The organism is Stenotrophomonas sp. SRS1, from assembly GCF_026130205.1.
Taxonomy (GTDB): Bacteria; Pseudomonadota; Gammaproteobacteria; order Xanthomonadales; family Xanthomonadaceae; genus Stenotrophomonas; species Stenotrophomonas rhizophila_B.
Window position 1 is genome coordinate 943,281 of sequence record NZ_JAINFD010000001.1, and the last position, 21,839, is coordinate 965,119.

The following is a 21,839-nucleotide window of genomic DNA, read 5'->3' on the forward strand; positions in this document are numbered from 1 at the left end:
CTTCGCAGTGGCGCTAGGTTGCGCCGAACCCCTCTTTGCCCGGTGCGCCGTGACCCCTGCCCTTGCCGCTTCCCGTCGCTCGTTTCTGCAACTGGCCGGTACCGGCCTGGCGTTGTCCGGCCTGGGCGTACTGCCCGCATCGGCCGCGCCGTCGCGCGCGCTCCCCGCCAGTGGGGGACCGGTGCTGCTGAACTTCAACGAATGCCCGTATGGGCCATCGCCCGCCGCGCAGGCCGCGGCGCGCGACATCGTCGCCGGCAGCGGGCGGTATCTGTTTGCTCTGGCCGGTGCGCTGCGCGACCTGTTCGCCCAGCAGGAAGGCATCGGCAAGGATCACGTGCGGCTGTATCCGGGCTCCAGCGAGCCACTGAACCGGGCGGCAGTGCTCTGGTCCTCGCCTGGCGCGGGGCTGGTCGTCGCCGATCCCACCTTCGAGGCGCTGGGCGATCTTGCGGCTGCGCGTGGGGCCACCGTGGCCAAGGTGCCGCTGCGCGCCGACGGGGCACATGATGTGCGTGCGATGGCGGCGGCTGCCGCGACGGTCAATGCCGGCCTGATGTACCTGTGCAACCCCAACAATCCCACCGGCTCGATCACCCCGGCCGCCGACCTCGCCTGGCTGCTGGCCAACAAGCCTGCGCAGACCCGGGTGCTGGTCGATGAGGCCTACCTCCAGTACAGCGAACAACGCTCGGTGATCGCCCAGGTGATGCAGCGCGATGACGTGATCGTGCTGCGCACCTTCTCCAAGCTCTATGGCATGGCCGGCCTGCGCCTCGGTGTGGCCGCTGCGCATCCGGATCGGCTGAAGGAACTGGCCAGCCTCGGCGACAACCCGCTGCCGGTCACCGCGGTGGCCGCCGGCCTGGCAAGCCTGCGCGACCCCGGGTTGATTGCACAGCGCAAGGCAGAGAATGCCCTGGCCCGGCAGGAGACCATCGCCTGGCTGGGCAAGCGTGGATTTACCTGCGTGCCTTCCGAAGCGAACTGTTTCGTGATCGATGTGCAGCGTGACGGCGCAGCGTTTTCCGCGGCAATGGCCGAGCGCGGCGTGGTCATCGGCCGCAGCTGGCCGATCTGGCCGCAGCGGGTGCGCGTGACCGTCGGGACCGCCGCCGAGATGGCGCACTTCCGTGAGGCGTTCGAGGCGGTGGTCAGCCGCACCGGGTAGAGCCGACCGTTGGTCGGCTCTACTTGATCACCAACGCGGTGCTTTGGTGAGCGGCGGGGCCTGATGCTGGCGGTCGTAGGCACGCAGCTCATCGCGGATGTGCGCGATGCGCTGGCGCCCCAGGGCGTTGCGGCTGTCATCGAGCACCACGCCATCGAGCAGTTCGCCCATGCGCTGCACGGTCGGCAGCATCTTTTCCCAGGCGTCCAGCGCGGTCAGCGGCGCCGGCAAGGTCAGGAAGAAGGCGATCGCCGGCGTTTCCATCTCGCGGATGTTGGCCATGTCGAAACTGCCCGGCTTCATGATGCTGGCCATCGAGAAGATCGGGCCGCGCTCAGGATGGCCTTCGACCAGACGGTGGAAGACATTCATGTGGCCGAATACCAGGCCGGTCTTTTCCGCAGCAACGACGATGTCTTCGCCGCGCAGCTGCTCACCGGCACGAGCGGCCACGAACAGCGAGACGATCTTGTCGAAATCCTGGGTGGTGCGCTTGCCAAGGTCACTGGCCGGACCGGCATCCACCTCGGGCAGGCCGAGCTCGGGCTGGGTGACGCCGTCTTCGCCCACAACGGGTGCAGCGCCATCGGCCGGGGTCTCGCCCTCGCCCAGTACGGGCTCGCGGCGCTGGCCGTTGGTGCCTTCAGCACCCTCGACACGGCGGCCCTGCACTTTCTTTTTCGGACGGCCAAACAGGAAGATCGCAGCGATCAACAGCAGGCCGGCGGCCAGGATGCCGATGCGGAGCAGTGCCATGTCGGACATTCGGGAGGTTCTCCGGCTAAATCATTCAGGTACTTAAGGATGGCACGTCACGCCGCGCCCGCCAATCGTGCGGCTTCCTCCAGGTCGACACTGACCAGTCGGCTGACGCCCGGTTCGCGCATGGTCACGCCGGAAAGCTGGTGCGCAGCCTCCATCGTGGCCTTGTTGTGGCTCACAAACAGGAACTGAACCTTCTCGCTCATTTCCTTGACCATGTTGGCCAGGCGGCCGACGTTGGCTTCGTCCAGCGGCGCGTCCACCTCGTCCAGCAGGCAGAACGGCGCCGGGTTGAGCTGGAAGATCGCAAACACCAGCGCCACCGCGGTCATCGCCTTCTCGCCACCGGACAGCAGTGAGATGCTCGACACCCGCTTGCCCGGCGGCCGCGCCATGATCGCAACACCGGTGTCGAGCAGGTCTTCACCCGTCAGTTCCAGGTACGCATGGCCACCACCGAACAGGCGCGGGTACAACTGCTGCACGCCAGCGTTGACGCGGTCGAAGGTGTCCTTGAAGCGGCCGCGGGTCTCGCGGTCGATCTTGCGGATCGCGTCTTCCAGGGTTTCCAGCGCGGTAGTGAGGTCGGTGTTCTGCGCATCCAGGTACTCCGAACGCTGCGAGGCCTCGCCATATTCCTGGATGGCGGCGAGGTTCACCGGCTCCAGGCGGCGCATGCGGCCGTCGATCTGATGGACCGTCTGCTCCCAGTCGGTGATGCGCGCATCCTCGGGCAGGCCGTTGATCACGTCCTGCAGCACGAAGCCGGCCTTCTCCACCGAGGCCGACAGCTGGTCGGCGCTGAGCACCAGCGCCTGCTGGTCGAGCTTGCGCTGGGAAATCCGCTCGCGCTGCGCAAGCGCCTGTTCGTCGCGCTGATGGCGGGTCTGTTCGAAGGTGCGCAGCTCGGCATCGATGCCATCCAGCAGCGTGCGCGCCTCGCCCAGCACCCGGTCGGCGCGGACGCGCTCGCCGAGCGCGTTCTGGTGTTCGGCCTCCAGCGTCTTGACCGGTGAATCGCCCTCATCGAGCTGCGAGTGCAGTTCGCCCAGGCGCGTATCCAGCTGCCCGCGCTGCGTGCTCATGCGTTCCAGCGCCTGGCTAAGCGACGCAATCTGCGCGCGTTGCGATTCCAGGGTCAGCGCGAGCGAGTGCGCCGCTTCACGTACGTTGCGGGCCTGATCGCGAGCCTGATCACGGGCATCGGTGAACTGGCGGCGCTCGCCTTCCAGCGCGGCGCGGACGGATTCCAGATCGCCCATGCTGGTGACCGCATCGTCCAGCCGCGAGCGTGCCTCGCGCACCTGCTCACGGCCGGCATCCAGCGTTTCCAGCAGCTGCACCAGTTCGCCTTCGATGCGATCAATGCGGGTGCGCGCGGCCTCCACCTTGCCCTGCTGGCTCTGCAGCTGGCCGCCGAGTTCGGACACGCTGCGATGGGCCAGGTACAGCTGGCGCTGCGCATCTTCGCGCTGCTGCTCACCGGCCAGCAACTGGTCACGGAAGCCGGCCAACTGTTCTTCCAGTGCGGCTTCGCGGTCCTGAAGCGTGTCGATCTGCTCGCGCAGGGTGACGATCTCGCGCTCGCGCAGCAGTGCGCCCTGCTTGGCCGCGCCGGAGCGCGACACGCGCACCCAGCCCTCGCCCAAGCGCTCGCCACCGCGGGTAATGACCGAGTCGCCCTCACCCAGGGTCGCCTGCAGTGCACGCGCGGCCTCGAGATCCTCGGCGGCATGCAGGCGCGCCAGCAGGCGACGGATCGCCGTCGGGCCCTGCACTTTCGCGGCCAACGAGGTCGGCGCGACGGTCAGCGCGTCCTGTTCGGCCGAGACCAGCGCGATGCGGCCCTCCCCGAGTTCGCCCAGTGCATCCACCAGCGATTCCGGTGCATCGACCAGCACACCTTCGATCAGCTGACCGAGCGCGCTTTCCACGGCGTTTTCCCAGCCACTCTCCACGGTCAGCCGCTCACCGACGCGCGCGCCGGAATCCAGCCCCCGCGCCTTCAGCCACGCCACCGCTGCGCCCTGCTCCTGGCCCAGCGCTGCCTGCTGCAGGGTTTCCAAGGAGGACAACCGGCCGCGTGCGGCCTGGGCCTGCTTGCGGATCTCGGCCAGCTCGGTCTGACCGGTACGCTGGCGATCCTGCAGCCCGGCCACGACAAGTTTGCGTTCTTCGACCTGCTCGTTGAGCGTGTCCAGCGAGGCCTTCTGGGTCTCGTGCTGGATGTGCAGCTCCTCGAACACCTCGGCCAATGCGTCCAGATCCAGCCCGGCGCGCTCGGCCTGCAGCGACTCGCGGCGGCGGTCGGCTTCCAGCACCTGGCGGTCCAGATAGTCCACGCGGGTGCGTTCAACTTCACCGGCACGCGAGGCTTCCGAGGTATGGCGGGTATGGGCTTCCCAGCGCTGCTGCCAATCGGCCAGACGGGCCTCGGCGTCGCGCAGGGCTTCCTGTTTGATTTCGTTTTCTTCCTGCAGCTGCTCCAGGCGCGGCTCGGCGTCATCGACCGCTTCGCGCAGCACCATCAGCTTGGCCTCATCGCCACTGATGTGCTGGCCCAGATCGGCCAGCGCCTGCTGGGCTTCGTCGCGCGCCTTGTTCAGTCGCTGCGACATTTCGCGCTGATGCTGGATCTGCTGTTCCAGGCGGGCCAGCGTGCTGCCAACCTGGTACACCTCGGCCTGCGCGGTGTTGAGCGCATCGGAGGCTTCTTCGCGGCGCAGCCGGCTGGTTTCAATGCGCGCTTCGGCGTCACGCTGTTCAGCGATCAACTGCTGCAGGCGCGTTTCCTCGCGCGACAGCGCTTCGCGCAGTCCGCCCAGGCGCCCATCCAGGCCGCGATACTCCAGTGCCTTCCACTCGGCATCCTTGATCTTGCGTTCTTCCTGCAACGCCTGGTATTGCTCGGCCTGGCGCGCCTGGCGCTTGAGGTGTTCGAGCTGCTTGCCGATTTCCTCGCGCAGGTCGCCGAGGCGATCCAGGTTTTCGCGGGTATGGCGGATGCGGGTTTCGGTTTCCTTGCGGCGCTCCTTGTACTTGGAGATGCCGGCGGCCTCTTCCAGATACACGCGCAGATCTTCAGGCCGGGCCTCGATGATCTTGCTGATCATGCCCTGCTCGATGATCGAGTAGCTGCGCGGCCCCAGGCCGGTGCCGAGGAACAGATCGGTGATGTCGCGCCGGCGGCATTTGGTGCCGTTGAGGTAGTAGTTGCTGCTGCCGTCGCGGCTGACTGTACGCTTGACCGAGATCTCGTTGAACGAGGCGTACTCACCGGTGATGGTGTGGTCGGTATTGTCGAAGATCAGTTCGACGGTGGCCTGCGAGACGGGCTTACGGGCGGAGGAGCCGGAGAAGATGACGTCGGTGAGCGAGTCGCCGCGCAGGCGGCTGGCGGAGCTTTCGCCCATGACCCAGCGCACGGCGTCGATGATGTTGGATTTGCCACAGCCATTGGGCCCCACCACGCCGGTCATGTTGGTCGGCAGGTGCAGCGTGGTCGGATCGACGAAGGATTTGAATCCGGACAGTTTGATCGTGGACAGACGCATGGCGTGATGGTTTTCCGGGCGAAGGTCTGAAGCGACCCCCACCATGGTGGATTACGGAGCGGATTTACCCTTCAAGCCATTGATGTTGCAGGGTTTCAATGGCCCCGGGGGCGACGCGATAGCCTGAGTATAACGGGGCGGGTGTTCAGCGGGCTGCGGGGGCTGGTGTTGGCCGTGGCCGTAGCCAGAGCCAGAGCAGAAGCGGCATTTCAGGTTGGTGCGTGGCGGGACGGCGTGGGTGGGGTCGCGGGACCCGCCGTGAACCCGTCCATGGGGGCTCGAAATGCGCCATCCATGGCGCCTTACGGTCCCGCCACCCCACCCACGCCATCCCGTAGACACATGGCTGGCGTGCGGGATAAGAGCCGAGGCATGGCGGCCGTGGCTTGGCTTGACTTCGCTTGGCTTGACTTCGCTTGGCCTGACTTGGCCCGACCTGACATGACACGACCTGTTCGCCATCGTCGGCGCGTCGACACCGGGGTAAAGCCACGCCATACGCCGCTGGGGCGGTACGAAAAGCAAGAGCATCCACGCATGGCGTGGATCTACCTGGGCCTGGACCCGGAGCATGCCGGCTTGGGTACCGCCCGCCCCAGCCGGCGGACGCCAGCTCTTCCAACCGCCCGGACCGGACATTTGACTGGAGGGTGCCGGGTAGCCTGGGCCGGGACCGTAATGCGCCATGGATGGCGCATTTCGAGCCCCCATGGACGGGTTTACGGCGGGTCCCGGCCCAGGCTACCCGGCGCCCTCCCGCCGCTGCCATCAAGGCGCCCAGCTGTTGCTGTTGCTGTTGCTGTTGCCGTGGCCGTTGCAGTCGCTAAAAACAAAAACGGGCACCCTCGCGGGCGCCCGTTTCAGTGACTCCCGCCTTTCGGCAGGGATCAGGCCTTTTCGGCTTCCACAACCACCTTGACGGTGGTTTCCACGTCGGCGTGCAGGTGAACAGTCACCTCGTACTCGCCCACGTTGCGGAATGCGCCTTCGCCCAGGATCACTTCGCTCTTTTCCAGCGGCAGGCCGGCAGCGGTGAAGGCTTCGGCGATATCGCGCGGGCCAACCGAACCGTACAGCTTGCCTTCGGTCGAAGCGTTCGCAGCGATCGTGACGCTCTTGCCTTCCAGCTTCGCCTTGCGGGCTTCGGCGTCAGCGTGGATCGACTGGGCCTTGGCTTCGTAATCAGCGCGCTTGGCTTCGAACTCAGCCACGTTGGTCGCGGTGGCCGGAACGGCCTTGCCGGTCGGGACGAGGAAGTTGCGGCCGTAGCCCGGCTTCACGTCGACCAGATCGCCCAGACCGCCGAGGTTGGTGACCTTCTGAAGAAGAATCAGCTTCATGGTGTAGCTCCAAATATGTATTCGTTAGCGAGGCTCAGGCCCCGCAGCGGATGGCTGTCCGAATATCCGAACGGCGAATCCATAAGACCGCCCGACGCTTTACAGCGCGGGCGGCCGGATCCGCGAAAGCGGCGACTCGAAGTCGCCAGCCTTCATCAGACGTCGTGGTTGTCGGTGTACGGAATCAGGGCCAGGAAACGGGCGCGCTTGACGGCCGTTGCCAGCTGGCGCTGGTACTTCGACTTGGTACCGGTCACGCGGCTCGGCACGATCTTGCCGTTCTCGGTGAGGTACTGGCGCAGGGTGTTGAGATCCTTGTAATCGATCTCCTTGACACCTTCGGCCGTGAACTTGCAGAACTTGCGACGACGGAAGAACTTGGACATGTCAGTGCTCCTTAAGCGGCCGAAGCGGCGTCATCGCCGGCATCGGTGTCAGCGGCGGCGGGGGTGGTTTCACCTTCTTCGTCATCACGACGACGACGCTCGCCACGCTCGGGCTTGTCACCCTTCTCGTCCTTGCTCTTCATGATCAGCGACTGCTCGGTGTCAGCTTCGTCACGCTTGATGACGAGGTTGCGCAGCACGGCGTCGTTGAAGCGGAAGCTCTCCACCAGCTCGCTCAGCACGGCCTGGTCGCACTCGATGTTGAGCATGACGTAGTGGGCCTTCACCAGGTTCTGGATCGGGTAAGCCAGCTGACGACGGCCCCAATCTTCCAGACGGTGGATGGTGCCGTTGCCGTTCTCGACCAGCGCCTTGTAGCGCTCGATCATGGCCGGGACCTGTTCGCTCTGGTCCGGATGGACCAGGAACACGACTTCGTAATGACGACTCATGTGTTTTTACCTTTCGGATGTGGCCCTTTGAGGGCCGGACAGCCCCCCGCAGGTGAACGCGGTGGGGCAAGGGTCCTGCCCGGAATCAGGCAGGAAGCCGCGCATTGTGGCAGCAGAAGGGGTTTCAGGCAAGCCGGGCGGGCTGAACAGGCCCGGCGCGCGGGCGATCAGGCCTTGTCGGCCTCGGTCGTGAAGCTCTCGCCGCAGCCGCATTCGGCGGTCGCGTTCGGGTTCCTGAACGTGAAGGTTTCACTCAGCCCGTGCTTGCCGAAGTCGATTTCGGTCCCGTCGACCAGGTCCAGACTGGTGGCATCCACATAGATACGGACCCCGTCCTGCTCGAACACGGTGTCGCCTTCGCGCTCATCGCGGGCCAGATCGGTGATGTGCCCCCAGCCGGAACAGCCGGTGCGGGTCACGCCGAAACGCAGGCCCAGCGCGCCGGGGGTCTGCTCGACAAACTTCTGCACACGGGCAAAGGCAACAGGGGTAAGGCTTACGGCCATGACAGGCAACTCCAGCGGATCGTGATCATTATAGAGGGTATGGCGCGGCCCGGCCTCGGCGGCCGCAGCTGCGGTTCACGCGGCGCGCAGCCCCCGGGGGACGCGAGAAATGCCTCGCAAGCCGAACACCGCACCCGTTAAACTCCGTGTTCAGAGATCGAGTCGATCAATAGAGGATTCAAGTCATGACGGTGGTCAGCGTTGAACATGCGCTTGCCGGGAAGATCCCGGAAGGCGGCGAGGCAACAGTACGCGGATGGGTCCGCACGGTGCGCGGCTCTGCGGCGCTTGCCTTCGTCAATGTCACCGATGGCTCCTGCTTCGCCCCCATCCAGGTGGTGGCCAATGACACCCTGGCCAATTTCGACGACATCAAGAGCCTGACCCCGGGCTGCTCGGTGATCGCCCGCGGCACCCTGGTCAAATCCCAGGGCAAGGGCCAGTCCTTCGAGATCCAGGCCAGCGACATCGAGATCGTCGGCCTGGTCGAAGACCCGCTGACCTACCCGATCCAGCCCAAGCCGATGAGCCCGGAGTTCCTGCGGGAAGTGGCGCACCTGCGCCCGCGCACGAACCTGTTCGGTGCGGTCACCCGCATCCGCAACTGCCTGGCCCAGGCCGTACACCGCTTCTTCCACCAGAACGGCTTCAACTGGATCAGTACCCCGATCGTGACCACGTCCGATGCCGAAGGTGCCGGCCAGATGTTCCGGGTCTCGACCCTGGACATGGCCAACCTGCCGCGCAACGAAAAGGGCGAGGTGGATTTCAGCCGCGATTTCTTCGGCAAGGAAACCTTCCTGACCGTGTCCGGCCAGCTGAACGTCGAGGCCTACTGCCTGGCGCTGAGCAAGGTCTACACCTTCGGCCCGACCTTCCGTGCCGAGAACTCCAACACCACCCGCCATCTGGCGGAGTTCTGGATGATCGAGCCGGAAATCGCCTTCGCCGATCTGGCCGAAGACGCGCGCCTGGCCGAGCAGTTCCTGAAGTACCTGTTCCGCGCGGTGCTCGATGAGCGTGGCGATGACCTGGCCTTCCTGGCCGAGCGCGTGGACAAGAACGCGATCACCAAGCTGGAAGACTTCATCAACGCCCCGTTCGAGCAGATCGACTACACCGAAGCGGTGAAGCTGCTGCAGAACTCGGGCAAGAAGTTCGACTTCCCGGTCGAATGGGGCCTGGACCTGCAGACCGAGCACGAGCGCTGGCTGACCGAAGAACACATCGGTCGCCCGGTGGTGGTGACCAACTACCCCGAGCACATCAAGGCGTTCTACATGCGCCTGAACGACGACGGCAAGACCGTCGCGGCGATGGACGTGCTGGCCCCGGGCATCGGCGAGATCATCGGCGGCAGCCAGCGTGAAGAGCGCCTGGATGTGCTGGATGCGCGCATGGCGCAGTTCGGCCTGGATCCGGCGCATTACGGCTGGTACCGCGATTTCCGCCGCTACGGTTCGGTGCCGCACGCCGGCTTCGGCCTGGGCTTCGAGCGCCTGGTGGTTTACGTGTGCGGGCTGAGCAACATCCGCGACGCGATCCCCTACCCGCGCGCACCGGGCAGCGCCGAATTCTGATCGACCTACGGAGGCACTGAACCATGACCCTGTTCTTCGCGCTGTGTTTCGTCGGCGTGGCGATCGCCGGGTTCAGTGCCTTCGTGATCTTCTGGCCGCTGACCCTGGTCCACATCCGCGACCGCCACCCGGCGCTGGCGGATCGTTTCGGCACGGGCGCGTTCCTGCGCCCGGATGCGCTGCGCTGGCTGCTCGGCCGCGACTATCGCCAGAGCACCGACCGCTCGCTGACCGGCCTGGCCGCGCCGGCCTGGCTTTCCCTGCTTACGCTGCTTGCTGGACTGGGCATGGCTGCCCTGCTCTGGCTGCTTTCGATGGTAATCACATGAACGACGACACTTCCCACCACGACGAGTGGTTCCTGGCCAGCCTCGGCAACACGCTGATCTGGGCCCGCCTGCGCGTGCGCCCGGCCGGCACCGCCGAGGTGCTGGACAGCGACGGCAACACGCTGAGCTATGACAGCGAAGACACCGCACGCTCGCAGCTGTTCGACGCCGAGTTCGTCGCCTACGACGGTCTTGATGAAGAAGACGCCCTGGTGCGCGGCTTCTCGCTGCATGAAGTGCAGCCGCCACAGGCCGACAGCGATGACGCACTGCACGGCCGCATGATCCAGAGCCTGGGCGCCCGCGCGTAACCGACGATGTTCATCCCGTCCGCCTTCGTCGAGACCGACCTGATCTGGCTGGACCGGCTGCTGGCGCGCGATGCGTTCGTCACCTTGGTCACGACCGGGGTCGACGGCCTGCCGCAGGCCACGCGGATGCCGGTGCTGTACCGGCGCGATGCCGACGGCATCCTGATCGAAGGCCACTGGGCCAAGCCCAACCCGCAGGCGGGCCACGCCGGCCCCGCGTTGGTGCTGGTGCACGGCCCGCATGCGTATGTATCGCCAGGCTGGTATCCGGACAATGCCGTCAGGAACGGCGTTGGACAGCCGAAGGCTGGCCCGCAGGGTGAGCCCCAGGGACGGGGTGAACACAAGGCTGCGCAGGCGCGTGTGCCGACCTGGAACTACGCCGCCGCGGAACTGCGCGGCGTGCTGGAGCCGGTGACCGACGATGATGCGCTGATCGCGATGCTGGACGGCCTGAGCGCGCACTATGAAGCGCAGGTCGGCGGCGACTGGGACCTGCTGCCGATCGAGCCGCGCCAACAGCGCATGCTCGCCGGCATCGTCGGTTTCCGCTTCCGCCCGGCGCAGGTGCAGATCAAGCTCAAGCTCAGCCAGAACCACCCCGAGGCCAACCAGTCCAGCGTGATCGACGCGCTGTCGGCACTGGACGCCCCGGCATCACGCGAGCTGGCGCAGTGGATGCGCTGGCGCCGCGAGGGCGGCACTGCCGCCGACTGACCCTCCCCGCTCCTGCGACGACGCGGCCACCCTGGCCGCGCCTTGCCCCCACCCGACGTCAGGGACCCCGCACGATGAAAGACATCCACAAGCTGCTGCAGAACAACCGCGAATGGGCGGACCGGATCGAGAAAGAAGACCCGGAGTTCTTCCACCAGCTGGCCAAGCAGCAGCACCCGGAATACCTGTGGATCGGCTGTTCCGATTCGCGCGTGCCGGCCAACCAGATCATCGGCATGGCACCGGGCGAAGTCTTCGTGCACCGCAACGTGGCCAACGTCGTGGTGCATACCGATCTGAACTGCCTGAGCGTGATCCAGTACGCCGTGGATCAGCTGAAGGTCAAGCACATCCTGATCGTGGGCCATTACGGCTGCGGCGGTGTGCACGCCAGCTTGAACAACACGCGCGTGGGCCTGGCCGACAACTGGCTGCGCCATGTCGGCGATGTGGCGCAGAAGCACTCGGCGATCATGGAGGCGATCGAGGATCCGGCGCTGAAGCATGCGCGCCTGTGCGAGCTGAACGTGATCGAGCAGGTGGTCAACGCGTGCCGTTCTACGATCGTGCAGGACGCCTGGGCACGCGGCCAGAAGCTGATGGTGCACGGCTGGGTATACAGCCTGAAGGACGGCCGGGTGCGCGAGATGGGCATCGATGTCGGCGCACCGGAAGAGCTGCAGGCGGCCTACGAAAAGGCCCTGTCCTACGTGCCGCGCCACGGTCGGCGCGACTGACTCTTCCTTTTACGGGAATCGCCCATGCTTGCCTCACCCATCAACCTGCTCGGCTGGATCGACGAAAACCGGCATCTGTTGAAGCCGCCGGTCGGCAACAAGATGATCGAGGACGGCGATTTCATCGTGATGGTGGTCGGCGGCCCGAACAGCCGCACGGATTTCCATTACGACGAGGGCCCGGAGTGGTTCTATCAGCTTGAAGGGGAGATGACGCTGAAGGTGCAGGAGGATGGCGCGGTGCGCGACATTCCGATCCGCGCTGGCGAGATCTTCCTGTTGCCGGGCGGTGTGCCGCATTCGCCGCGCCGCCCGCCGGGCGGTGTGGGCCTGGTGGTGGAGCGCAAGCGGCTGGCGCATGAGCGCGATGGGTTGATGTGGTTCTGCGAGCGGTGCAATCACAAGTTGTACGAGGAGTTTTTTGCGCTGGAGAACATCGAGACGGATCTGCCGAAGGTGTTCGATCGCTATCACTCTTCGCTGGAGTTGCGCACGTGCGATGCGTGCGGACATGTGGATCCGCTGCCTGCGAAGGTCGCTGTTGAGGGGTGATGGTTCGCCAGCTTTAGAGCATCGAAGCTTGAGAGCTTGAAAGTCAGCCGTTGAATGGACTGGGAGTGGGCCGATGGGGGCGGGTTTCCTGGACCCGCCGCAAGTACGTCCATGTAGGCTCGTAGTGCGGCATCCATGCCGCACACGGTCCCGGAAACCCACCCCCACCGACCCATCCACACTTCGTCGGTGCGCATGGAAAAGAGCAGAGCTAGAGCCAGCGCCCCTGCTTCTGTTGCTTCTGCTGCTTCGGATTCTGCTCGCGCCCGTTCCAGCGCCAGTGCCAGTGCGGCTATCGCTGCCGTGACTGCTTCTGCTGATACTGCGCCGCAGCCGCACAGGCAAGATCAGACTACGCTGGTCCCAGCGCCGCCAACCTCGGCGTAGGCATGAATGACTGTGTCTGCGACTGCGTTTGAGTCTGGACCGGCTCCGAAGGTTGAAGCGTAAACCTCCCAGTTGACTGAGCAAGCGACGCCGTCGTGTTTGATCACGACAGGCAATACCAAGCTGCGGCGAGTGAGCGCATTGTTCACCGTTGTTGGCACACCGATCCTCAGCCCTCAAGCCGCACCAAAGAACAGTCCAAAGCGCAGGCGCCTGCCCTTTTTCCGTATGCACCGGCCAATTGTCAGCGGGTCGGGGTGGGTGGGTCTGCAGGACCGTGTGCGGCATGGATGCCGCACTACGAGCCTACATGGACGTACTTGCGGCGGGTCCAGCAGACCCACCCACACCGGCCCGTACACTGGAACGTCACTCCGTACGCTTTGGCTTTGGCTTTGGCTTTGGCGTTGGGTCCGCCTTCCACCTTAAGCGCCAGCTGCCAACCACCAGCCCACGCCAAATCAGCACCGCAAGCCAGATTCAGCCCACACCCCCACCACCCGGATAAACTGTCGGCTCACTGACACCGCCGGTTGCACCATGTCCGAACTCCTCAGCCGCACCCATGCCGTTGCCCTGGACGCCGCCGACCCGCTGCGCGCCCTGCGCAACGAATTCGTCTTCCCCCAGCACAACCACCGCGACCAGACCTACTTCGTCGGCAACTCGCTGGGTCTGCAGCCGCGCGGCGCACGTGCCGCCGTCCAGGAAGTCATGGATAAATGGGCCTCGCTGGCGGTAGAAGGTCACTTCACCGGCGACACCCAGTGGCTGCACTACCACCGCCTGGTCAGCGAACAGCTCGCCCGCGTGGTGGGCGCCCTGCCCAGCGAAGTCGTGGCGATGAACACCCTCAGCGTCAACCTGCACCTGATGATGGTCAGCTTTTACCGGCCCACCGCCGAACGCCCCGTCATCCTCATGGAGGCCGGCGCCTTCCCGACGGATCGGCATGCAGTGGAATCGCAGATCCGCTTCCATGGCTTCAACCCCGATACCGATCTGATCGAAGTGCAGCCCGACGAACCCAACGGCACGATCTCGCTGCAGGCGATCGAACGCGCGATCACCGAACATGGCCCGCGCCTGGCGCTGGTGCTGTGGCCCGGCGTGCAGTACCGCAGTGGCCAGGTGTTCGATCTGGACGCCATCACCCGCATGGCGCGCCTGCAGGGCGCCCGCGTCGGTTTCGATCTGGCGCATTCGGTGGGTAATGTGCCGTTGCAGCTGCACGACATCGCGCCGGATTTCGCCGTGTGGTGCCATTACAAGTACCTCAACGCCGGCCCGGGCGCCGTGGCCGGCTGCTTCGTGCACGAGCGCCATCACCGCGATGCCACGCTGCCGCGCTTCGCCGGCTGGTGGGGCCATGAAGAAGCCACCCGCTTCAAGATGGCGCCGCAGTTCGTGCCTGCGGTCGGTGCCGAGGGCTGGCAGCTCAGCAATCCGCCAGTGCTGGGCCTTGCCCCGCTGCGCGCTGCCCTGGATGTCGTCGACAAGGCCGGTGGCATCGACGCGCTACGGACCAAGTCGCTGCGCCTGACCGGCATGCTGGATGCGCTGGTGCGTGCGCGCCTGTCCGGCGTGCTGGAAGTACTGACGCCTTCGGAGCCGGATCGCCGCGGCTGCCAGCTCTCGCTGCGCGTGGCCGGTGGCCGCGAGCGCGGCCGCAGCCTGTTCGAGTACCTGCAGACCGTGGGCGTGCTCGGCGACTGGCGCGAGCCCGACGTGATCCGCATCTCGCCGACACCGCTGTACAACCGCTATCTCGACCTGCACCACTTCGTCGAGGAAGTGGAAGCCTGGGCCGGTCTTTGACCCAACCGCCCTCCCCACCCCCACGGACATCGCCTTGATCGCTACCCCCTCCCGCTCGCTGAGCATCATCGGCGCTGGCCTGGCCGGTTCCTTGCTGGCCATCCTGCTGTCCCGCCAGGGCTGGCAGATCACCTTGTATGAGCGCCGCGGCGATCCGCGCGTGAGCGATTACGAGTCCGGTCGCTCGATCAATCTGGCACTCGCTGAACGTGGCCGGCACGCGCTGCGCCAGGCCGGGGTCGAAGACGCGGTCATGGCCAAGGCGGTGATGATGCGTGGGCGCATGATCCACCCGCGCGACGGCGCGCCGCAGCTGCAACGCTATGGGCGCGACGACAGCGAAGTGATCTGGTCGATCCACCGCAAGGACCTCAACACCACCCTTCTGCAGCTGGCCGAGGATGCCGGTGCCACCGTGCACTTCCACCGCCGCCTGCACACGGTGGATTTCGATGCCGGCTACGCGCGCTTCATCGATGACCGCGACGACCAGCCGCACGACATCCGCTTCGACACTCTGATCGGTGCCGATGGTGCCGGCTCGGCACTGCGCGCGGCGATGAACCGGAAGCAGCCGCTGGACGAGCGCATCGACTTCCTGGATCACTCCTACAAGGAGCTGGAAATCCCGCCGACCGACGATGGTGGGTTCCGGATCGAGGCCAATGCGCTGCATATCTGGCCGCGCGGGCACTACATGTGCATCGCATTGCCGAACGACGAAGGTACGTTCACGGTCACGCTGTTCCTGCCCAACGAGGGCGATCCGAGCTTTGCCACCACCAACAGCGGGGCCGAGGCCGAGGCGCTGTTCGCGCGCGACTTCCCCGATGCGCTGCCGCTGATCCCGAACCTGCGCCGCGACTGGGAGCAGCATCCGCCGGGCCTGCTGGGCACGCTGCACCTCAAACACTGGCACATGAAGGGCCGCGCGGTACTGATCGGCGATGCCGCCCACGCGATGGTCCCGTTCCACGGCCAAGGCATGAACTGCGCCTTCGAAGACTGCATCGCCCTGGCCGGGCATCTGCTGGAGCAGGATTCGCTGGGCAAGGCCTTCGCTGCATTCGAAGTGGACCGCAAGCCGAACGCCGAGGCGATCCAGCAGATGGCGCTGGAGAACTACCTGGAGATGCGCGACCGCGTGGCCGATCCGCAGTTCCTGCTGCAGCGTGAACTGGAACAGGCGCTGCAGGCGCGCTGGCCGACCCGCTTCGTGCCGCATTACACGATGGTCACCTTCCTGCGTACCCCATACGCCGTTGCGCTGGCGCGCACCGAGCTGCAGCGGCGCATGCTGGAGGAAGCTACTGCCGGGCACGACACCCTGGCGCATATCGACTGGGCCGCGCTGGAGCAGCTGATCCACGAACAACTGCCCGTCCTGGAGGGCGCGCACTGATGGCCGACAGCTTCCTGTTCTATGACCTGGAAACCTTTGGTCAGGACCCGCGCCGCACGCGCATTGCGCAGTTCGCCGGTATCCGCACCGATGCCGATCTGAACATCCTCGAAGAACCCGTCAGCTTCTACGTCAAACCGGCTGATGATCTGTTGCCCTCGCCGATCGCCACGCTGATCACCGGTATCACCCCGCAGCATGCGCTGAGCGCCGGCGTCACCGAGGCCGAGGCGTTCGCGCGGATCAACGACCTGATGGCGCAGCCGGGCACCTGCTCGCTGGGCTACAACACGCTGCGCTTCGACGATGAGTTCGTCCGCCACGGGCTGTTCCGCAACTTCTACGACCCCTACGAACGCGAATGGCGCAACGGCAATTCGCGTTGGGATCTGCTGGACATGATGCGGCTGCTGCATGCGCTGCGCCCGGACGGCATTGTCTGGCCGCAGCGCGAAGACGGCGCCACTTCGTTCAAGCTCGAGCATCTGGCCACGGCCAACAACGTCCGTCAGGGCGATGCACATGAAGCGCTGTCCGACGTGTACGCGACAATCGGTCTGGCGAAGCTGTTCAAGCAGGCCCAGCCACGGCTCTGGGACTACGCGCTGAAACTGCGCGACAAGCGCTTCGTGGGCAGCCTGCTGGATGTGGAGGCGATGCTGCCGGTGCTGCACATCTCGATGCGCTACCCGGCCCAGCGCATGTGCGCCGCACCCGTGCTGCCGCTGGCGCGCCATCCCTTCATCAACAACCGCATCATCGCGCTCGATCTGGAGGGCGATATCGAGCCGCTGCTCGATCTGCCGCCGGAAACCATCGCCGCGCGCCTTTACACCCGCGCGGCCGACATGGCCGAGGGGGAGCAGCGCGTGCCGCTCAAGGAAGTGCACCTCAACAAGGTCCCGGCGCTGGTCGCCTGGAACCACCTGCGTCCAGCCGACCATGCGCGCCTGGGCATCGACCCGGCCGCGATCGAGGCCAAGGCCGAGCGCCTGCGCCAGATCGGTCCCGCCCTGGCCGAGAAGGTCCGCCAGGTGTACTCGGGTGAGCGCACGCTCGCGCCGAGCGATGTGGACGCCTCGTTGTACGACGGTTTCCTCGCCGACGGCGACAAATCCCTGATGTCGCGAATCCGCACCAGCCCACCGGCCGAACTGGCCAGCTTCGCCGAGCGACTGCGCGATCCGCGCATGCCCGAGCTGCTGTTCCGGTACCGCGCCCGCAACTACCTGGACACCCTGGACACCACCGAGCGCTCACGCTGGAACGACTATCGTCGCCAGCGCCTGCTCGGCGATGCATCGCTGGGCGAACAGACCCTGCCGCAGTTCACCGCGCAGCTGGATGCACTGGCCGCAGAGCACGCCGACGATACCGGCAAGCTCGCCCTGCTGCAGCAGCTGCGCGACTGGGGCACCCACCTGCAGAGCAGCCTATGAGCACGTATTTCAGCCCGGCCACCTTCACGTTCCTGCGTGGCCTTGCCCGCAACAACGACAAGACCTGGTTCAACGAGCACAAGCCCAGGTACGAAGAGCACGTCCGGCAGCCGTTCCTGCGCCTGATCACCGATCTGCAGCCTGACCTGGCTGCGGTCAGCGAGCACTTCCGCGCTGATCCGCGCACCGTGGGTGGCTCGCTGTTCCGCATCTACCGCGATGCGCGCTTCTCCAACGACAAGTCGCCCTACAAGAGCTGGCAGGGCGCGCGCCTGTTCCATGAGCGCCGCAAGCAGGTACCGGCCCCTTCGTTCTATATCCACCTGCAGCCGGGCGAGAGTTTCGTCGGCGCGGGGCTGTGGCATCCCGAGCCGGCCACCCAGCGCAAGGTGCGGCACTTCATCGTCGACAACCCCGGCAGCTGGAAGGCCGCCGCGCATTCGCCGGTGCTGCGCAAGAAGTTCGATTTCGAGGAAAGCGAGAAGCTGGTGCGCGCCCCACGCGGGTTCGAGCCGGACTTCGAGTTCATCGACGATCTCAAGCACCGCAACTGGGTCTTCTGGCGCTCGCTGGACGACGCCACGATGACCGGCCCGCGCCTGCGCCAGACCATCGCGGCCGACCTGGTCACGCTGGCTCCCTTCGTGGATTACCTGTGCGCGGCGCTGGACCTGGAGTTCTGATCGCCATGTCCTCGCCAACGCCTCTCGCCCGGCGGCCGCTGGGCCGCAGCGGTCTGCAGGTTTCCCAGGTGTCACTGGGCTGTTCGGGCTTCTGGGGCCACCGTCGCTTCCCCGAGCCCCAGGCCGAGCGCATCCTGCGCCACGCGCTGGAGCGCGGGGTCAACCTGTTCGATACCGGTCACAACTACTCCGCCTTCCACGCCGAACCACGGCTGGGCCGGATCCTGCAGCGCGCCTTTGCCGCCCACCCGCGCGACGGGCTGGTGATCTCCAGCAAGGCCGGCACGCTCACCGGCCAGGCGGGCGTGAGCGGCACCGAACAGCGTGATTTTTCGCCGGAGAACATCGAGCGCAGCTGTGCCGCCTCGCTTCGAAACCTGCACTGCGGGCACCTGGATATCTTTCAGTTGCACGGCATCGGGGTACCGCAGATCACCGACGAACTGCTCTCGGCCCTGGACCGCATGCGCCGCAATGGCATGTTCCGCCTGCTCGGCATCAATACCCACACCGCCGAGACCATGCAGTTCATGGCCGCACATCCTGGCATGTTCGATGTCGCCCTGATCGACTACAACGCCCTTCAACAGGACCGCGAACCGCTGATCGCCGCCATGCATGAGGCCGGCATCGGGGTGCTGGCCGGCACGGTGCTGGCGCAGGGCCACCTGCTGCCGGCACGGCCGCGGCTGCCACGCCTGGCCGATGCGTGGTACCTCGCACGCGCATGGTTGAAACCATCCAGTCGGCAGTTGATGCGCAGCGCACGCACGATGCAGCGTGCGATCGCCACGGTACGGTCGCAGACACCGGCGCAGACGGCATTCGCTTACGTGCTGCAGAACCCGAACATCGCCAGTGGCGTCCTTGGCACCACCCGCCTCGGCAACCTGGATCAGATCCTGGATACGCGGGTGGACGCCCTGACACCGGACGAATGCGCGCGCCTGGTCACTGCCTTCCAGCACGGTCATGGCTCGCCCAGTCATTAGCCTTCACATCCCCCGACACCCACTGCGGCAAGCTCGCCGCAGTGCCCTGTAGATGCGTGATGCAATGAAAAAACTGCTCTGGTTGACGGCCGCGGTGCTGCTGGTCCTTGCCGGTGTGCTGTTCAGCGGCCCCTACGTGACCGTGCATGGCCTCAGCCGCGCGATCGAGCAGCGCGATACCGCCACGCTTGACCGTTACGTGGATTTCCCGATGCTGCGCGCCAATCTGCGTGCCCAGCTGAGCGACTACGTGGTGCGCCGCGCCGGGCCGGACATGCAGTCCAGCCTGTTCGGCGCGTTGCTGCTCTCGGCCGGTGACCGGCTCAGCGCGACCGCCGTGGACGCGCTGGTGACCCCGACCGGCATCGGCGCGCTGCTGGAGGGGCACACCCTGTGGAAACGCGCCAGCAACGATCTGGACAGCCCCAGCAACGACGCCTATGCCGCGCCACGGCCGGCGCGGCCCCTGAAGGGCGCCACCCACCATTTCGAGTCGCTGTCGCGGTTCACCGCCACCACCTACACGCCGCAGGGCGCGCCAGTGGTGTTCATCCTGCAGCGCTCGGGCCTGCGCTGGCGGCTGGTCGACATCCGCCTGCCATTGAATCCCGACACCACCGCGCCGTCGGTCCTGCCGATCCCGTAGGTGCCCACCGTTGGTGGGTACATGGGCCCCGCGCACATCCGGGCGGCGCATCAACCGTCGTTGGCGACCCCATGCGGCACATGTCCGGCGGCCACGCTCTGGTGCTGCAGCGCGCTGTCGATGTTGTGCTGGGAATCGTCGAAGAAGATATCCGCGCCGAACGCTTCCAGGAACGGGCCCTTGTGGCGGCCGCCAAGGAACAGCGCCTCGTCCAGACGCACGCCCCACTCGCGCAGCGTGCGGATCACGCGCTCGTGTGCCGGTGCCGAGCGGGCGGTCACCAGTGCGGTGCGGATCGGCGCATCTTCGCCTGACGGGAACACCGCCTGCAGTGTGTGCAGGGCCGAGAGGAAGTTGCGGAACGGACCGCCGCTGAGCGGCTCGCGGGCGTTCTCGCGCTCATGGCGGCCGAACGCTTCCACGCCCTGCTCGCGCGAGATGCGCTCGCTCTCATCGCCAAAGATCACCGCATCACCATCGAAGGCGATGCGCAGCTGGCCCAGCGGACGGCCCAGATCGACCTGTTCGGCCGCGGCAATGGTTTCGCCCGGCGGCTTGGGCAGGATGGTCGCGGCAGCGATCCCGTGCAGCAGCGCGCGCCGAACCGATTCGGGGTTGGCCGACAGGAACAGATCGGTGCCGAACGGTTTCACATACGGCCAGGTCGGCTCGCCCGCGGTGAAGGTCGCGCGGATGATGCCCAGGTCGTAGTGCTGGATCGAATTGAAGATGCGCAGGCCGGTATCGGCGGAGTTGCGCGACAGCAGGATCACTTCCACCCGTGGCTGCTCCGGCGACTGGCCCTGGTTGAGCGCGAGCAGCTTGCGCACCACCGGGAAGGCCACGCCGGGGCGCAGCACATCATCTTCGTGCTTGCGCTGGTACTCGGCGTAGGCATCGACGCCTTCGGCCTCGAACAGCGCGTGGCCCTCTTCCAGATCGAACAGGGCCCGCGACGTCACGGCAACGGTCAGCAAACGGGGGGTGTTGTCGCCCATGGCAATCAGCAATCCAATGCGGCCGCAGCGGCCGGCCAGCCATTCTCCCACAGTGCATGGCCACCACGGCCGTGCACCGTCAGAACATGAACTGCTCGCTCAGGATGCGGTCTTCCAGGTTGTGTTCCGGGTCGAACAGCATGGTGACGCGGCGTTCGCGAGATTCGCGGATGGTCACTTCCACCACATCGCGGGTTTCGTGCGAGTCGGCGGTGACGCTGACCGGGCGCTTGTACGGATCGAGCACCCGGAAACGCACTTCCGTGGCGGCCTTGAGGATCGCCCCCCGCCAGCGGCGCGGGCGATACGGGGCCAATGGGGTCAGCGCGATGGTATGCGAGCCCAGCGGCAGGATCGGGCCGTGTGCGGAGTAGTTGTATGCGGTGCTGCCGGCCGGGGTGGCGACCAGCACGCCGTCGCCGATCAACTCGGCCACGCGTTCCTGGCCGTTGAGGTCGATGCCGATGTGCGCGGCCTGGCGGGTCTGGCGCAGCAGCGAGACGTCGTTGTAGGCCAGCGACCCGGTAGTGGTGCCGGACTCGGTCAAGGCCAGCATCTCCAGCGGCCGCAGGTTGGCCGGCTCGGCGGCCGCCAGGCGCGCGGGCAGATCGTCATCACGGAACTGGTTCATCAGGAAACCAACCGTCCCCAGCTTCATGCCGAACACCGGCTTGTCCAGCGCGCCATAGCGATGCAACGTCTGCAGCAGGAAGCCATCACCGCCCAGCGGGCACAGCACCTCGGCCTGCTCGGGCGTGTAGTCGCCATAGCGGGCCCGCATCTGTGCCAGCGCGAGCTGCGCCGCTTCGGTGGAACTGGCCAGGAAGGCGATACGGGGGGAAGCGCTCATCAAACATCCGGTGGGGCGGGTTCGCCAGAGCATACCCGCCACGTCCCGGGTAGGCCACGACCGTTGGTCGTGGCGTGGGGCGCCGGTCATGTCGGCGTCCGCACCGACCAACGGTCGGTGCCTACCGGATGCCGGGAACCGACATGCCGGGAACCGACATGAAAAAACGGCCCCGCCGAAGCGGAGCCGTGTGTTTCTCATGCAATGCAGTTACCAGCCCCCCCCCA

At 66.2% G+C, this 21,839-nt stretch carries 21 protein-coding genes; 13 read left to right on the forward strand and 8 right to left on the reverse strand.

Going from position 1 to position 21,839, the window contains the following annotated elements; translation table 11 throughout:
• The first annotated feature begins 49 nt into the window (after nt 1–49).
• Entirely contained in the window at nt 50–1,171 is a 1,122-nt protein-coding gene (locus K4043_RS04165; protein WP_265308309.1) for a pyridoxal phosphate-dependent aminotransferase, read from the forward strand.
• A 27-nt stretch (nt 1,172–1,198) separates the two neighbouring features.
• Here the strand turns inward: K4043_RS04165 and zipA are convergent, their stop codons facing one another.
• The 6 genes from zipA to K4043_RS04195 form a co-directional block, all read right to left on the reverse strand.
• Nucleotides 1,199–1,936 carry a cell division protein ZipA gene (zipA, locus tag K4043_RS04170; protein ID WP_265308310.1) on the reverse strand — a complete coding sequence of 246 codons (738 nt, stop codon included), beginning with the start codon at nt 1,934–1,936 and terminating at the stop codon, nt 1,199–1,201.
• A gap of 47 nt (nt 1,937–1,983) precedes the next feature.
• Entirely contained in the window at nt 1,984–5,487 is a 3,504-nt protein-coding gene (smc, locus tag K4043_RS04175) for a chromosome segregation protein SMC (protein WP_265308311.1), read from the reverse strand.
• Nucleotides 5,488–6,374: 887 nt separating this feature from the next.
• A complete protein-coding gene (gene rplI, locus K4043_RS04180) occupies nt 6,375–6,827 on the reverse strand; it encodes a 50S ribosomal protein L9 (protein WP_123729653.1) in 453 nt (150 codons plus the stop codon).
• Between the two features lie 155 nt (nt 6,828–6,982).
• Nucleotides 6,983–7,213 carry a 30S ribosomal protein S18 gene (gene rpsR, locus K4043_RS04185; RefSeq protein ID WP_002804494.1) on the reverse strand — a complete coding sequence of 77 codons (231 nt, stop codon included), beginning with the start codon at nt 7,211–7,213 and terminating at the stop codon, nt 6,983–6,985.
• An 11-nt stretch (nt 7,214–7,224) separates the two neighbouring features.
• Nucleotides 7,225–7,665: a 30S ribosomal protein S6 gene (rpsF, locus tag K4043_RS04190; RefSeq protein WP_088434172.1), complete on the reverse strand. Its 441-nt coding sequence runs from the start codon at nt 7,663–7,665 to the stop codon at nt 7,225–7,227.
• Between the two features lie 167 nt (nt 7,666–7,832).
• Entirely contained in the window at nt 7,833–8,171 is a 339-nt protein-coding gene (locus K4043_RS04195; RefSeq protein WP_123729654.1) for an iron-sulfur cluster assembly accessory protein, read from the reverse strand.
• A gap of 185 nt (nt 8,172–8,356) precedes the next feature.
• Here K4043_RS04195 and asnS point away from each other — a divergent pair, with 185 nt between their 5' ends.
• The 12 genes from asnS (at nt 8,357) to K4043_RS04255 (ending at nt 19,764) form a co-directional block, all read left to right on the forward strand.
• Nucleotides 8,357–9,751, forward strand: coding sequence for an asparagine--tRNA ligase (gene asnS, locus K4043_RS04200; protein ID WP_123729655.1), 1,395 nt, complete (start codon nt 8,357–8,359; stop codon nt 9,749–9,751).
• A 23-nt stretch (nt 9,752–9,774) separates the two neighbouring features.
• On the forward strand, nt 9,775–10,080 hold the full coding sequence (locus K4043_RS04205; RefSeq protein ID WP_102787980.1) for a hypothetical protein: 306 nt from the start codon (nt 9,775–9,777) through the stop codon (nt 10,078–10,080).
• Complete coding sequence (locus K4043_RS04210; RefSeq protein ID WP_046273331.1) at nt 10,077–10,391, forward strand: hypothetical protein; 315 nt, start codon at nt 10,077–10,079, stop codon at nt 10,389–10,391. The genes K4043_RS04205 and K4043_RS04210 overlap by 4 nt, the downstream gene beginning before the upstream one ends.
• Before the next feature lie 6 nt (nt 10,392–10,397).
• Complete coding sequence (locus K4043_RS04215; RefSeq protein ID WP_265308312.1) at nt 10,398–11,108, forward strand: FMN-binding negative transcriptional regulator; 711 nt, start codon at nt 10,398–10,400, stop codon at nt 11,106–11,108.
• Nucleotides 11,109–11,182: 74 nt separating this feature from the next.
• Complete coding sequence (gene can, locus K4043_RS04220; protein ID WP_123729657.1) at nt 11,183–11,845, forward strand: carbonate dehydratase; 663 nt, start codon at nt 11,183–11,185, stop codon at nt 11,843–11,845.
• A 24-nt stretch (nt 11,846–11,869) separates the two neighbouring features.
• A complete protein-coding gene (locus K4043_RS04225; RefSeq protein WP_123729658.1) occupies nt 11,870–12,397 on the forward strand; it encodes a 3-hydroxyanthranilate 3,4-dioxygenase in 528 nt (175 codons plus the stop codon).
• Nucleotides 12,398–13,324: 927 nt separating this feature from the next.
• Nucleotides 13,325–14,602 (forward strand): kynureninase, encoded by a 1,278-nt coding sequence (gene kynU / locus K4043_RS04230; protein WP_152153361.1) that lies wholly within the window; start codon nt 13,325–13,327, stop codon nt 14,600–14,602.
• Nucleotides 14,603–14,636: 34 nt separating this feature from the next.
• Nucleotides 14,637–16,004 carry an NAD(P)/FAD-dependent oxidoreductase gene (locus K4043_RS04235; protein ID WP_265308313.1) on the forward strand — a complete coding sequence of 456 codons (1,368 nt, stop codon included), beginning with the start codon at nt 14,637–14,639 and terminating at the stop codon, nt 16,002–16,004.
• The gene (gene sbcB, locus K4043_RS04240) at nt 16,004–17,443 is read left to right on the forward strand and encodes an exodeoxyribonuclease I (protein WP_265308314.1); all 1,440 of its coding nucleotides are present in this window, start codon (nt 16,004–16,006) and stop codon (nt 17,441–17,443) included. The genes K4043_RS04235 and sbcB overlap by 1 nt, the downstream gene beginning before the upstream one ends.
• A complete protein-coding gene (locus K4043_RS04245) occupies nt 17,440–18,126 on the forward strand; it encodes a DUF2461 domain-containing protein (protein ID WP_123730823.1) in 687 nt (228 codons plus the stop codon). Before sbcB ends, K4043_RS04245 begins: the two co-directional genes overlap by 4 nt.
• A 5-nt stretch (nt 18,127–18,131) precedes the next feature.
• Nucleotides 18,132–19,118: an aldo/keto reductase gene (locus tag K4043_RS04250; RefSeq protein WP_123730822.1), complete on the forward strand. Its 987-nt coding sequence runs from the start codon at nt 18,132–18,134 to the stop codon at nt 19,116–19,118.
• A gap of 64 nt (nt 19,119–19,182) precedes the next feature.
• Nucleotides 19,183–19,764 (forward strand): DUF2939 domain-containing protein, encoded by a 582-nt coding sequence (locus K4043_RS04255; protein WP_265308315.1) that lies wholly within the window; start codon nt 19,183–19,185, stop codon nt 19,762–19,764.
• A gap of 50 nt (nt 19,765–19,814) precedes the next feature.
• On the opposite strand, the gene K4043_RS04260 is transcribed toward K4043_RS04255, so the two are convergent.
• Nucleotides 19,815–20,762, reverse strand: coding sequence for a 5'-nucleotidase (locus tag K4043_RS04260; protein WP_088434636.1), 948 nt, complete (start codon nt 20,760–20,762; stop codon nt 19,815–19,817).
• Nucleotides 20,763–20,841: 79 nt separating this feature from the next.
• Nucleotides 20,842–21,612 (reverse strand): NAD kinase, encoded by a 771-nt coding sequence (locus tag K4043_RS04265; protein WP_123730820.1) that lies wholly within the window; start codon nt 21,610–21,612, stop codon nt 20,842–20,844.
• Nucleotides 21,613–21,839 lie beyond the last annotated feature (227 nt).